The sequence below is a fragment of the Variovorax sp. UC122_21 genome (genome assembly GCF_044056785.1).
Lineage (GTDB): Bacteria > Pseudomonadota > Gammaproteobacteria > Burkholderiales > Burkholderiaceae_C > Variovorax.
Genome location: NZ_CP172004.1, coordinates 4061572 through 4074356, shown reverse-complemented (window position 1 = coordinate 4074356; position 12785 = coordinate 4061572). Strand labels below are relative to the sequence as shown.

13 protein-coding genes and 2 pseudogenes are annotated in these 12785 nt (G+C 66.5%); 7 read left to right on the top strand and 8 right to left on the bottom strand.

The genetic code is table 11. The features are described 5' to 3' along the window. Positions 1-9: 9 nt before the first annotated feature. The gene (locus tag ACHMXE_RS31785; RefSeq protein WP_203205306.1) at positions 10-831 is read right to left on the bottom strand and encodes a pyruvate, water dikinase regulatory protein; all 822 of its coding nucleotides are present in this window, start codon (positions 829-831) and stop codon (positions 10-12) included. Positions 832-1025: 194 nt separating this feature from the next. Here ACHMXE_RS31785 and ppsA point away from each other — a divergent pair, with 194 nt between their 5' ends. From ppsA to dnaB, 7 genes and pseudogenes are all read left to right on the top strand, one after another. Continuing rightward, complete coding sequence (gene ppsA / locus ACHMXE_RS31780; protein ID WP_203205307.1) at positions 1026-3419, top strand: phosphoenolpyruvate synthase; 2394 nt, start codon at positions 1026-1028, stop codon at positions 3417-3419. Between the two features lie 186 nt (positions 3420-3605). Further along, a pseudogene (locus ACHMXE_RS31775) lies at positions 3606-4066 on the top strand (hypothetical protein). A gap of 162 nt (positions 4067-4228) precedes the next feature. Next, a complete protein-coding gene (gene rpsF, locus ACHMXE_RS31770) occupies positions 4229-4609 on the top strand; it encodes a 30S ribosomal protein S6 (RefSeq protein ID WP_057595983.1) in 381 nt (126 codons plus the stop codon). Between the two features lie 7 nt (positions 4610-4616). Then, positions 4617-4934 (top strand): primosomal replication protein N, encoded by a 318-nt coding sequence (gene priB, locus ACHMXE_RS31765; RefSeq protein WP_395348033.1) that lies wholly within the window; start codon positions 4617-4619, stop codon positions 4932-4934. Positions 4935-4955: 21 nt separating this feature from the next. Beyond that, on the top strand, positions 4956-5237 hold the full coding sequence (gene rpsR, locus ACHMXE_RS31760) for a 30S ribosomal protein S18 (RefSeq protein WP_007830781.1): 282 nt from the start codon (positions 4956-4958) through the stop codon (positions 5235-5237). Between the two features lie 14 nt (positions 5238-5251). Further along, on the top strand, positions 5252-5704 hold the full coding sequence (gene rplI / locus ACHMXE_RS31755; protein ID WP_209540919.1) for a 50S ribosomal protein L9: 453 nt from the start codon (positions 5252-5254) through the stop codon (positions 5702-5704). A 176-nt stretch (positions 5705-5880) separates the two neighbouring features. Continuing rightward, entirely contained in the window at positions 5881-7278 is a 1398-nt protein-coding gene (gene dnaB, locus ACHMXE_RS31750) for a replicative DNA helicase (protein ID WP_093342979.1), read from the top strand. 135 nt (positions 7279-7413) lie between these two features. On the opposite strand, the gene ACHMXE_RS31745 is transcribed toward dnaB, so the two are convergent. The 7 genes and pseudogenes from ACHMXE_RS31745 to ACHMXE_RS31715 all read right to left on the bottom strand — a co-directional run bounded on the left by ACHMXE_RS31745 (position 7414) and on the right by ACHMXE_RS31715 (position 12760). Beyond that, positions 7414-8190, bottom strand: a complete 777-nt coding sequence (locus tag ACHMXE_RS31745; protein WP_395348032.1) for a helix-turn-helix transcriptional regulator — start codon at positions 8188-8190, stop codon at positions 7414-7416. A 22-nt stretch (positions 8191-8212) separates the two neighbouring features. Beyond that, a pseudogene (locus ACHMXE_RS31740) lies at positions 8213-8663 on the bottom strand (GyrI-like domain-containing protein). Positions 8664-8701: 38 nt separating this feature from the next. Continuing rightward, complete coding sequence (locus tag ACHMXE_RS31735; protein ID WP_395348030.1) at positions 8702-9151, bottom strand: EVE domain-containing protein; 450 nt, start codon at positions 9149-9151, stop codon at positions 8702-8704. A gap of 6 nt (positions 9152-9157) precedes the next feature. Continuing rightward, on the bottom strand, positions 9158-9529 hold the full coding sequence (locus ACHMXE_RS31730) for a VOC family protein (RefSeq protein WP_208511180.1): 372 nt from the start codon (positions 9527-9529) through the stop codon (positions 9158-9160). Between the two features lie 149 nt (positions 9530-9678). Continuing rightward, a complete protein-coding gene (locus ACHMXE_RS31725) occupies positions 9679-11463 on the bottom strand; it encodes a PhoH family protein (RefSeq protein ID WP_395348028.1) in 1785 nt (594 codons plus the stop codon). Between the two features lie 236 nt (positions 11464-11699). Further along, on the bottom strand, positions 11700-12176 hold the full coding sequence (locus ACHMXE_RS31720) for a peroxiredoxin (protein WP_057595862.1): 477 nt from the start codon (positions 12174-12176) through the stop codon (positions 11700-11702). Between the two features lie 200 nt (positions 12177-12376). After that, entirely contained in the window at positions 12377-12760 is a 384-nt protein-coding gene (locus ACHMXE_RS31715; RefSeq protein WP_209540915.1) for an Mth938-like domain-containing protein, read from the bottom strand. Positions 12761-12785 lie beyond the last annotated feature (25 nt).

The following is a 12785-nucleotide window of genomic DNA, read 5'->3' as shown; positions in this document are numbered from 1 at the left end:
CCGGGGCGTTCAGTAGTTCAACCGCTCCGGCCGCAGCTCCTGCAGGATCGTGGTCGCGATCTCCTCGATCGACTTGGTGGTGGTCGAGAGCCAGCGGATGCCGGCGCGCCGCATCATGGCCTCGGCCTCGCTGACCTCGTGGCGGCAGTTCTCGATGCTGGCATAGCGCGAATTCGGCCGGCGCTCGTTGCGGATCTCGCTGAGCCGCTCGGGCTGGATGGTCAGGCCGAAGATTTTTTTGCGATGTGGAATGAGCGCCGGCGGCAGCTGGCGGCGGTCGAAGTCTTCCGGAATCAGCGGGTAGTTCGCCGCCTTGAGGCCATGCTGCATCGCCAGGTAGAGCGAGGTGGGCGTCTTGCCGCTGCGGCTCACGCCCACCAGGATGACGTCGGCGCCCTGAAGGTCGCGGTTGCTCTGGCCGTCGTCGTGCTGCAGGCTGAAGTCGATGGCGGCGATGCGGTCGTTGTACTCCTTGCTCTTGCTGACGTCGCTGAAGCGGCCGATCCGGTGGTTGGACTTCATCGCCAGCTCGATCTCGAGCGGGCGCACGAAGGTGCCGAACATGTCGAGCAGCATGCCCTTGCAGCCGGTCTCGATCACTTCCAGCACGTCCATGTTGGCCAGCGTGGTGAAGACGATCGGGCGCACGCCCTCGAGTTCGGCCGTGTGGTTGATCTGCCGCACCGCCTGGTGGGCCTTGTCGACCGTGTCGGTGAAGGGCATCCGCACATGGCGCGGTTTCATCTCGAACTGGGCGAGCACGGCGTTGCCGAAAGTCTCGGCCGTGATGCCCGTGCCGTCGGAAACGAAGAAGACAGTTCGTGTGTGCATGGTCTGGCGGTGTTGTCCTGCGACGCGCGCGGCCCCGGCGCGCCTACAATCCGCCCCATTATCGGGATTCCGCCCCTCGGCCCCCACCGTATCTTTCCTTCCATGCCCACCGCGTCCGCACCCAAAGCAACGACAACGATCGTGCCGCGCCGTCCGCATGGAATGCAGCAGGTTTCAACTTCTGGAGCTTTCCCATGTCTGCACTTTTCGACGCGACCGCCCTGGTCGTACCGTTTGAAAACCTGAGAATGACCGACGTCGAGGCGGTTGGCGGCAAGAACGCCAGCCTCGGCGAGATGATCTCGCAGCTGCCCCAGGGCGTGCGCGTGCCCACGGGCTTCGCGACCACCGCCCATGGCTTCCGCCAGTTCCTGGCCCACGACGGGCTGGCCGACAAGATCAGCAAGCGCCTGGCCGCGCTCGACACCGAGGACGTGCGCGCGCTGGCCACCGCCGGCGCCGAGATCCGCGCCATGGTCGAGGCCCAGCCCTTCCCGGCCGACCTCGAGAAGGCCATCCGCGACGCCTTCGCCGCCCTGAGCGCCGGCAACCCGCAGGCCTCGTTCGCCGTGCGTTCCTCGGCCACCGCCGAAGACCTGCCCGACGCCTCCTTCGCCGGCCAGCAGGAGACCTTCCTGAATGTCGTCGGCATCGAGGACGTGCTGCACAAGATGAAGGAGGTGTTCGCCTCCCTCTACAACGACCGCGCCATCAGCTACCGCGTGCACAAGGGCTTCGCCCACGACGTGGTGGCGCTGTCGGCCGGCGTGCAGCGCATGGTGCGCTCCGACCTCGGCGCGGCCGGCGTGATGTTCACCATCGACACCGAGTCGGGCTTCGAGGACGTGGTGTTCATCACCTCGAGCTACGGCTTGGGCGAGACCGTGGTACAGGGCGCCGTGAACCCCGACGAGTTCTACGTCCACAAGCCCACGCTCAACGCCGGCAAGCGCGCGGTGATCCGCCGCAACCTGGGCTCCAAGCTGATCCAGATGGAGTTCGCCACGCCCGAGGAGAAGAAGGCCTCCGGCAAGCTGGTCAAGACCACCGACGTGAAGGCCGAGCAGCGCAACCGCTATTCGCTGACCGACGACGAGGTCGAGCAGCTCGCGAAGTACGCACTGGTGATCGAGCAGCACTACGGCCGCCCGATGGACATCGAGTGGGGCAAGGACGGCACCGACGGCCAGATCTACATCCTGCAGGCGCGTCCCGAGACCGTGAAGAGCCAGCAGCAGGGCAAGGCCGAGCAGCGCTTCAAGCTGCTGGGCCGCGGCGCCGTGCTGGCCGAGGGCCGCGCGATCGGCCAGAAGATCGGCACCGGCCCGGTGCGGCTGGTCCACAGCATCAGCGAGATGGACAAGGTGCAGGCCGGCGACGTGCTGGTCACCGACATGACCGACCCGAACTGGGAGCCGGTGATGAAGCGCGCCGCGGCCATCGTCACCAACCGCGGCGGGCGCACCTGCCACGCGGCCATCATCGCGCGCGAACTGGGCATTCCGGCCGTGGTCGGCTGCGGCGACGCCACCGACCTGCTGAAGGACGGCACCCTGGTCACCGTGAGCTGCGCCGAGGGCGACACCGGCTACATCTACGACGGCCTGCTCGAGACCGAGGTCACCGAGGTGCAGCGCGGCGTGATGCCCGAGATCGACATCCAGCTGATGATGAACGTCGGCAACCCGCAGCTGGCCTTCGACTTCGCGCAGCTGCCCAACCACGGCGTGGGCCTCGCGCGGCTCGAGTTCATCATCAACAACAACATCGGCGTGCATCCGAAGGCGATCCTCGACTATCCGAACGTCGACAACGACCTCAAGAAGGCCGTCGAGTCGGTGGCCCGCGGCCACGCCTCGCCGCGCGCCTTCTACGTCGACAAGGTGGCCGAGGGCATCGCCACCATCGCCGCGGCCTTCTGGCCCAAGAAGGTGATCGTGCGCCTGTCGGACTTCAAGTCGAACGAGTACCGCAAGCTGATCGGCGGCAGCCGCTACGAGCCCGAGGAAGAGAACCCGATGCTGGGCTTCCGCGGCGCGGCGCGCTACCTCAGCGAGGACTTCGGCCAGGCCTTCGCCATGGAATGCGAGGCGCTCAAGCGCGTGCGCAACGACATGGGCCTGACCAACGTGCAGATCATGGTGCCCTTCGTGCGCACGCTGGGCCAGGCCGAGCGCGTGACCGGCCTGCTGGCCAAGTACGGCCTCAAGCGCGGCGACAACGATCTCAAGCTGATCATGATGTGCGAGGTGCCGAGCAACGCCATCCTGGCCGAGGAGTTCCTCGAGTACTTCGACGGCTTCTCGATCGGCTCGAACGACCTGACCCAGCTCACCCTGGGCCTGGACCGCGACTCGGGCCTCGAGCTGCTGGCGGCCGATTTCGACGAGCGCGACCCGGCCGTGAAAGCCATGCTGAGCCGCGCCATCAAGGCCTGCAAGGACAAGGGCAAGTACGTCGGCATCTGCGGCCAGGGCCCGTCGGACCATCCCGACTTCGCGCTGTGGCTGGCGGAGCAGGGCATCGAGTCGATCTCGCTCAATCCCGACAGCGTGATCGACACCTGGCAGCAACTCGCCAAGCGCTGAGCCGGCCCGACCTGCGGGAATCCCCATGCGGGGATTCCCGTGTCAGGCGGGTGTCAATCTCTTGGATGGACGTTTCCGGTGTCAGACTCGTGAAATTCATCACGAGGCGGCGTTGACCGGACTTCCGTGGCGTGCGGCGTTCCCGCTCGCGGCGGTGGCCGGCCGGCAGGCCGTCGGGAGACACGCATGATTCTTGTCAAGACGGAGACCGGCCAGCAGGTCCTCAAGGACCGCTCGGTCCCGCTGTCGCCGCGGCAGCGCACCGCCTTCATCCTGTTCGACGGCAAGCGTTCGGTCGACGACGTGATCGCCGCCGGCGCGGGCATCGCGCGCGAGGACATCGACCAGATGGTCGCGCTCGGCCTGCTGAGCCCGCCGGGCGGTGCCGTGGCGGAGGCGCCGGCGGCGGATTCCGCCGCTGAGACGGCGCCCAAGGCGTCTTCCGGCCGCAGCAGCCAGCAGCGCTACACCGACGCCTATCCCATCGCCACGCGGCTCACGGCCAGCCTCGGGCTCAAGGGCGTGCGGCTCAACCTGCAGGTCGAAGGGGCGGGGGCTACGAGGACCTCGTGGCGCTGGCGCCGAAGATCCGCGCGGCGGTCGGGCCCGAGAAGGCCGAGCCGCTCGACCGGGCGCTGTACGACTGAGTCCGGCGGCCTTTCGGGCCGTGCCAGGCGCTCGACTTGGCGTTTCGCCGAAGATATGGCTACAATAGCCGGCTTTGCCTTGCCACACTGCGCCGACGCTGCGGGTGGCTTCAACTCCTTCTTCCGGGCAAAAAGCGGAAGAAGAAACCCACAAGGAGTGCCATGCGTCACTACGAAATCATTCTGCTGATCCACCCGGATCAAAGCGAGCAAGTTCCGGCCATGCTGGAGCGTTACAAGGGCCTGATCACGACCGGCGGCGGCAAGATCCACCGCGTCGAGGACTGGGGCCGTCGTCAACTGGCTTACCAGATCAACAAGCTCAACAAGGCGCACTACCTGTGCGTCAACATCGAAGCCGAACAGGCCGTGATGAGCGAACTGGAACACGCCTTCAAGTTCAACGACGCCGTGCTGCGCCACCTGACCGTTCAGAAGAAGAAGGCCGACACCGGTCCTTCGTCGATGATGAAGACGGTCGAGCGCGAAGAAGCCCGCAAGGCTCAACAGGCCGAATACGCCGCCGCCAACAACAACAACTGATGTCGGTGTGAGTGCTGCCGCTGCGACGGCAACCGGGGTCAACCAGCTTCTGCTGTCCGCCCATGTTGCCGAACTCGGTGCCTTGCGATTCACCCCGGCCGGCTTGCCCGCCATCGACCTGAAGCTCGAACACGAGTCGATCCTTCAGGTGGCGGGACAGTCCAGGCAGGTGAAGACGGCCCTCAAGGCCGTTGCGTTCGGCGCCATCGCCGAGCGGCTCGCAAAGCAGTCGATGGGAAGTCTCTGGCGATTCCAGGGGTTCCTCTCGACACCGGCCAACGGCAAGCTTCCGGTCCTGCACATCCAGGATTTTCAGCAAGATTAATTTTCGACAAGAGGTCCCACAATGGCCACGTTCAAGAAATTCAACAAAGACAAGCGCCCGAAGCGCAACACCCAGTCGCTGCTGTTCAAGCGCAAGCGTTTCTGCCGCTTCACCGTCGCTGGCGTCGAGGAAATCGACTACAAGGACATCGACACGCTGCGTGACTTCATCAGCGAAAACGGCAAGATCATCCCGGCCCGCCTGACCGGCACCCGCGCGATCTACCAGCGTCAGCTCAACACCGCGATCAAGCGTGCCCGCTTCCTCGCCATGGTCCCGTACAGCGACCAGCACCGCGTCTAAGAAGGAGACACAGCATGCAAGTCATTCTTCTGGACAAGGTCGTCAACCTCGGCACCCTCGGTGAAATCGTCAAGGTCAAGGACGGTTACGCCCGCAACTTCCTGATCCCGTCGGGCCGCGCCCGCCGCGCCACCGCCGCCAACAAGGCCGAGTTCGAAGCCAAGCGCGCCGAACTCGAAAAGGCCGCCGCTGCCAAGCTGGCCGAGTCGCAAGCCCAGGGCGAAAAGCTCTCCGGCACGACCGTCAAGCTGACGCAGAAGGCTGGCGTCGACGGCCGCCTGTTCGGCTCGGTCACCAACAGCGACATCGCTGAAGAACTGGGCAAGCAAGGCTACAAGGTCGCGAAGTCGCAAGTTCGCCTGCCGAACGGCCCGATCAAGACCGTCGGCGACACCACCGTCAGCGTCTCGCTGCACACCGACGTGGTGGTCGACATCAACGTGACGGTCTACGGCGAAACCGCCTGATCGTTCCGGCGCATCCCAGATGCGCTGCCAGAAGCCGCCTTCGGGCGGCTTTTGTTTTTGTGCCGCCGGCGGAAGTTGTCCCGTCCGCTGCACCGGAAGTTCACCTGTTATTCACAACCTTGTCCACGTGACGCCGCGGGGTGCGCGGGCTAGCATGGAGGGTTGCAAGGAAGCCCATGGCCGCCGTCTTCTCCTACGCCGACAACGATCCGTCCGACCGCCAGGTCGCGCAGTTGCGTATCCCTCCGCATTCGATCGAGGCCGAATCGAGCGTGCTGGGCGGCCTGCTGCTCGACAACACGGCCTGGGATCGCATGGGCGACCTGCTGGTCGACGGCGACTTCTACCGCCATGAGCACAAGCTGATCTTTGCCGCCATCGGTGGCCTGATCAACGGCAGCAAACCGGCCGACGTGATCACGGTCTACGAGCAGCTGCAGACGCTCGGCAAGGCCGACGAGAGCGGCGGGCTGGTCTACCTGAACTCGCTCGCGCAGTACGTGCCGAGCGCGAGCAACATCCGCCGCTACGCCGAGATCGTTCGCGAGCGCTCGATCCTGCGCAAGCTGGTCTCGGCCAGCGACGAGATCGCGACCAACGCCTTCAATCCGCAGGGCAAGACGGTCGACAAGATCCTCGACGAAGCCGAACAGAAGATCTTCAACATCGGCGAGGAAGGCACGCGGATGAAGCAGGGCTTCCAGAGCATGGATGCCCTGGTGGTCGAGCTGCTGGACCGCGTGACCGAGATGGCCGACAACCCGAACGACATCACGGGCGTTCGCACCGGCTTCTACGAGTTCGACAAGATGACCTCGGGCCTGCAGCCCGGCGACATGATCGTGCTGGCAGCGCGTCCGTCGATGGGGAAGACCTCGCTGGCGATCAACATCGCCGAGCATGTGGCGCTCAACGAGGGACTGCCGGTGGCGGTGTTCTCGATGGAAATGGGTGCCTCGCAGCTCGCGGTGCGTATCGTCGGCTCGATCGGTCGCATCGACCAGGGCCACCTGCGCACCGGCAAGCTCACCGACGAGGAATGGCCGCGCCTGACCGAGGCGATCGAGAAGCTGCGCACCGTGTCGCTGCACATCGACGAGACGCCGGGCCTGTCGACCAGCGAGCTGCGCGCCAACGCGCGCCGGCTCGCGCGCCAGTACGGCCGCCTCGGCCTGATCGTGGTCGACTACCTGCAGCTGATGTCGACCAGCATGTCGGGCGACGAGAACCGGGCCACGGCCGTGGGTGAGATCTCGCGCGGCCTGAAGATGCTGGCCAAGGAGCTCAAGTGCCCGGTGATCGCGCTGTCGCAGCTCAGCCGCGGCGTCGAGAGCCGCACCGACAAGCGCCCGATGATGAGTGACCTGCGGGAATCGGGTGCCATCGAGCAGGACGCGGACATCATCATGTTCATCTACCGCGACGACTACTACAACAAGGAGTCGAAGGAGCCGGGCGTGGCCGAGGTGATCATCAGCAAGCACCGGAACGGCCCGACGGGCACCGTCAAGCTGGCCTTCCTGAAGCCCCTCACCAAGTTCGAGAACATGGCGATGGGCAGCGACGACTTCTGAGAAGGCGTGAATGAACCTGCTGCGCGCCCCGATCTCGCATCTGCGGTCCTCGCCGTACGTGAGTACGGCTCCGGTCCTCGACGCGACCTCGGGGCGCTCGCGACGGTTCCTTCACGCCTTCTCGAGTTCGCGCCTTCAGCGCGGCTCGGTGGAACGCGCGAGCGCGACGCCCGCATCGGGCGCGGTAGGAACGCCCTCGGGCCAGCTCTTCTGCAGCCGCTTGGCCTCGGCGGCCTCGGTCTTCACCTGGCGCAGCATGTCGGCCATCGTCTTGCCGGGCTCGTCGCGAAAGCGCTCGGCCAGCACTTCGACCGCGTCGATGCGGTCGATGCGAAAGCCGCGGAAGTCCTCGCGCAGCTCGCACCAGGTCGACAGCGTCCAGACCTTGCCCCAGTAGAAGCAGCCCAGCGGCCGCACCGTGCGCTCGCTGGGCTCGCCCGCCACGTCGCGGTAGACCAGGTGCAGCTTGTGGTGCGACTGCACCGCTTCGCGCAGCGTCTGAAGGCGTTCGCGCAGCAGGTCGCTGAGCCCCAGCGCGGGCGCGTAGAGCGCGAGCGCCTCGGCCGACACGCGTGCCGAGGGCGGCAGCACCGAGAGGATCTTGCCGAGCCCGGTCTCGATGTCGCGCGCCATCGCCGGGTCGACCCAGCTCTGCGCGAGCCGGGCCGCGGCCACCAGCGCCGAGGCCTCGTCCTGGGTGAACATCAGCGGCGGCAGTTCGAAACCCGCGCCGAGCCGGTAGCCCACGCCGGCCTCGCCCTCGATCGGTACGCCCTGGTGCTGCAGGTCGGCCACGTCGCGATAGACCGTGCGCTCCGAGACCTCGAGCCGTTCGGCCAGGAAGGCGGCCGTGGTCAGGCGCCGGCCGCGGATCAGCTGGACGATCTGGAACAGGCGGTCGGCGCGGCGCATCAGCGCTCGCTCTTCGGGATGCTCATGCCACTCCGATGTGGATCTCTACCTTGTCCGGGCCCCTCGTAGGCTTCGAAATCGCTGCGGTAGCGGCGCGCGATCTCCGGGTGCGCCTCGAAATACTGCCAGATGCGCTGCCAGGTGGCGATCACCATCTGCGGCATCTCGCCCTGGCCGCTGAAGACCAGGTAGTCGCCGGCCTCGATGGCCACGCTGTCCGCGCCGCTCGAGACGGCCACGCCCGCCGTCAGGTCGAAGGGGCCGTGGGCATCGGATTCGTAGGCGGCATAGACGCCGAAGATGCGCGTGTCGCCCGTGCGATGCGGCGTGGCTTCGTAGGTCTGCTCGCCGAAGAAGCGTCCCCACAGCGCGCCGATGCGGGCGGTCGCGGGGTCGCTCTCTTCGCGGTTGGTGGTGCGGACCGTGAGGCCTGCGACCGCGAAGGCGTCGTGATGTAGTCGCACGGGTTCCATGGGGGTTTTCTCCTGCGAAGGTGTTCGGGTTGTCTGGTTCAAAGGGCCAGTTTCTTCAGGTCGGCCTTCATGCAGCGCGCGATCAAGGCCATGTCGGCATCGCCGATGTCGAACAGGCCGAAGCGGAACTTGTAGCCCCATTGCTTCGGGTTCTCGATGAAGGCGAGGCGCTCGATCATCGGTGCGATCGGTGTCTCGTGCGCGACGGCGTAGCGCACGTCGCGGCGCCAGGGCACGAAGCCGCCGCCCATGTCGAATTCGTAGGCCTCGCCGGGCTGCACGATGCCGATCGACACGAAGCTCTGCAGCCTGTCCGTGCCGCCGAACACCGTGGCCGGCGAATAGTAGGCCACGCGGTCGCCCGCGGCGACCCGCCGGAGCGGGCCCGCCTTGCCGTGGCAGGCCTGCATGAAGCCCAGCGGTCGGTGGTCGCGCCCGCGCCGGGCATGCTCGGCGCTCGCGACCGCAATCCAGTTGCGCTGCGGCATGGCGTTTCAGGCGAGGGCGTGCAGGCCGACTTCGTTGCCTTCGGTGTCGCGCAGGTGGGCGATGAAGCCCATGCCGGGCGGCAGTGCCGACTTGGGCGCGACGATCTGCCCGCCGGCCGCCTCGATGCGCGACAGCACGGCGTCGATGCTCGGTGCGCAGTCGAGGTAGATGCGGATGCCGGTGCCCGCCTTCGCCGCGCCCTTCGCGCCGGCTTGCAGGGCGCCGCCGGTCGCGGGATCGTCGTAGGGGAACACGGCCAGCGGGTCGCCGCCGAGGGTCTCGCGGCGCAGCTTGCGGCCGAGCACGGTTTCGTAGAAGGCCTGGGCACGGTCCAGGTCGGCCACGGGGATCTCGAACCAGCTGATGGTCTTGGACATGAAGGGCTCTCTTTCGTTGGTGATGAGGAGCCTCGATGGTGCGGACCGGCTCCTGACAACGTCTTGTCAGGAGCCGGTCATCGCGGGACGAAGAAAAGCCGCGCTGCTCCGGGGAGCGGGCGCGGGCTCGACGCCGGCGAGGCGGTGTCTTAGAGCACGTCGCTCGCGAAATCGGCCAGCCGCGAGCGTTCGCCGCGCGCCAGCGTGATGTGTCCGCCGTGCGGCCAGCCCTTGAACTTGTCGACCGCGAAGGTCAGGCCCGAGGAGCCTTCGGTGAGGTAGGGCGTGTCGATCTGCGCGAGGTTGCCCATGCAGATGATCTTGGTGCCCGGGCCCGCGCGCGTGATCAGCGTCTTCATCTGCTTGGGCGTGAGGTTCTGCGCCTCGTCGATGATCACGTACTTGTTGAGGAAGGTGCGCCCGCGCATGAAGTTCATGCTCTTGACCTTGATGCGGCTGCGGATCAGCTCGTTGGTGGCGGCGCGGCCCCATTCGCCGGCACCGCCGCCGTCGCCCTTGGCGAGGAACTCGAGGTTGTCGTCGAGCGCCCCCATCCAGGGGCCCATCTTCTCTTCCTCGGTGCCGGGCAGGAAGCCGATGTCCTCGCCGACGCTCACGGTGGCGCGGGTCATGATGATCTCGGTGTAGCGGCGGTCGTCGAGCACCTGCGTGAGGCCCGAGGCCAGCGCCATCAGCGTCTTGCCGGTGCCGGCCGTGCCGGTCAGCGTGACGAAGTCGATCTCCGGGTCCATCAGCAGGTTCATCGCGAAGTTCTGCTCGCGGTTGCGCGTGTTCACGCCCCACACTGCGTTCTTGCCCGAGCTGTAGTCCTTGAGCGTCTTGAGCACCGCGGTCTTCTCGCGGATCTCGGTGACGCGCGCGTACATGCTCGGCTCGCCGGGCGCCTCGAAGTACACGAACTGGTTGATGTACATGTTCGGCACGATCGGGCCGCTGACGCGGTAGAAGGTGCTGCTGCCGCTCTGCCAGCTCTCCACCGTCTTGCTCTGGCGGGTCCAGAAGTCGGGGGGCAGGGCGAGCGAGCCCGAGTAGAGCAGGTCGCCGTCTTCCAGCGTCTTGTCGTTCTGGTAGTCCTCGGCGTCCAGGCCCAGCGCGCGCGCCTTGACGCGCATGTTGATGTCCTTCGACACCAGCACCACCTCGCGCTTCGCGCGGTCGGGCGATTCCTTGGCGTGGAGGTCGCGCAGCGCGTGCACCACGCCGAGGATCTGGTTGTCGGCCTTGCCCTGGGGCAGGCTCAGCGGCAGCGCGTAGTCGAGCGGATCGGTCTGGAAGAACAGCTTGCCGCCGGCCTCGCGATGGCCGGTGGTGTCGAGCTTCAGGCCCTTGGCGATGTCGGCGTCCTGCGCGGCGGCCAGGGCGTCGAGCGTGCGGCTGGTCTGGCGGCCGTTGCGCGCGACCTCGGTCGTGCCCTTCTTGTGACCGTCGAGCTCCTCGAGCACGATCATCGGCAGGTAGATGTCGTGTTCCTCGAAGCGGAACAGGCACATCGGATCGTGCAGCAGCACGTTGGTGTCGAGCACGAAGAGCTTGGCGGGGCCGCTCGAGCGGCTGCGCTTGGGTTTCGGCGCCGGCTGCGGCGCGGGCGCCTCGGCACGCGGGGCTTCGGCCGGTGCCGAACGCGTCAGGGCCTGCTGCTGCTGTGGCGCCGGGGTGGGCGCGGATGCGGGCGTCGAACGGGGCTTGCGGCGGGGGCGGGCAGCGGGTGCCGGCGGTGCTTCTAGGCCGCCGCCGGGGACTTCGGCCGAATGCCGGTCGAACAGCTCGAGCGCTTGCGGTCCGCTCGGCGCCTCGGTCTCGGCGCGCGCGTCGCCGGACCGGCGGGACCCCCTGTGCGAAGAACGGGCGGGCGCGTCAATCGCGTCCGGAGAGAGCAGTGCGGCACGTCTCGTGGGGGCGGGGGGCAGTGGCATGTGTCAGGTCGCTCGCAAAAAAGTGGGTACCAGAAAACGAAAAAGCCGCCTGAAGACCCAGGCGGCTTTGTTCGGAGGATGCGGTCGTGGAGCTCAACAGCATGCGGCCATTATGCACACCGCCTCTGGGGCGTCGGCGCCACTTTACGCCGTTCGTTGGACATTCCCCACGCGGCGGCGCAATTGCGCACCACTGACACGCGGGTGAAACCTTCGACCGGGCAGGCCCGAAAGCCTCAGGCCGGCTTCTTCAGGGTCTTGACGGCCTTGAGGACTTCGTCGACGTGACCCGGCACCTTGAGGCCGCGCCATTCGGCCTTCAGGATGCCGTCGGCGCCGATCAGGAAGGTGCTGCGCTCGATGCCCTTGACCTTCTTGCCGTACATGATCTTGTTCTTGACCACGCCGAACATGTGGCACATCTTCTCTTCCGTGTCGGCGATCAGTTCGAACGGCAGTTCGAGCTTGGCCTTGAATTCGTCGTGCGACTTCATGTTGTCGCGCGAGACGCCGAACACCGTGGCACCGGCCTTTTCGAAGTCCTTGTAGCGATCGCGGAATTGCATGGCTTCGGTCGTGCACCCCGGAGTGTTATCTTTCGGGTAAAAATACAGGACCAGGACGTGGCCGAGGTGCGAGGTATTCGAGACCTTGAGGCCACCGGTGGCGTTGGCGTCGAATTCGGGAATGGGTTTGTTGACAACGATCGCCATGAAACTTGTTTTCTCCGTTTGTTTCCACTGCCCGAGCCTGCCTGTGTCGAGCTGAAGGCGCCTTTCGGTGCCGCTCGCCAAAATCTCGGGTCCTCGGTTGATGGAAGATTGGTCGTTGCTAACTCTGGGTGCCCGGTGGCCCCCAGAAGGAGCGCGCCCGGCGGTTTGCAACCCGAGATTTTACCCCGAAAACCCCTCTCTCAGCCACCCGCGGGCCGCTCGACCAGCAGGGCCGCGACCACGTGCCGGCCTTCGCCGGCCAGGATGTTGTAGGTCCGGCAGGCCGCGGGGGTGTCCATGGTCTCCACGCCGGTGCGTTGAGCCATCAGGGGTTTGATCCACGCGGGCTGCGGGAAGCGGATGCGTGCTCCGCTGCCGAAAATGATCAGTTCCGCGCCCAGCGCGGCCAGTTGGGCGAAGTGCTCGGGGCCCAGGTCCTCGAAGCGGCTGCAGTTCCATTCGAAGCGCTCGCCGCGCGAGCCGACGACCACGCTGCCCTCGACTTTTTCGTTGTTGATGGCGACCCAACCCGGGCCATGCGCGGTGAGGGTCTGGGTGTCGGATTTGTCGGGCTGGAGCTTCATCGGGGCACTGGGAACTGTGGTCAAA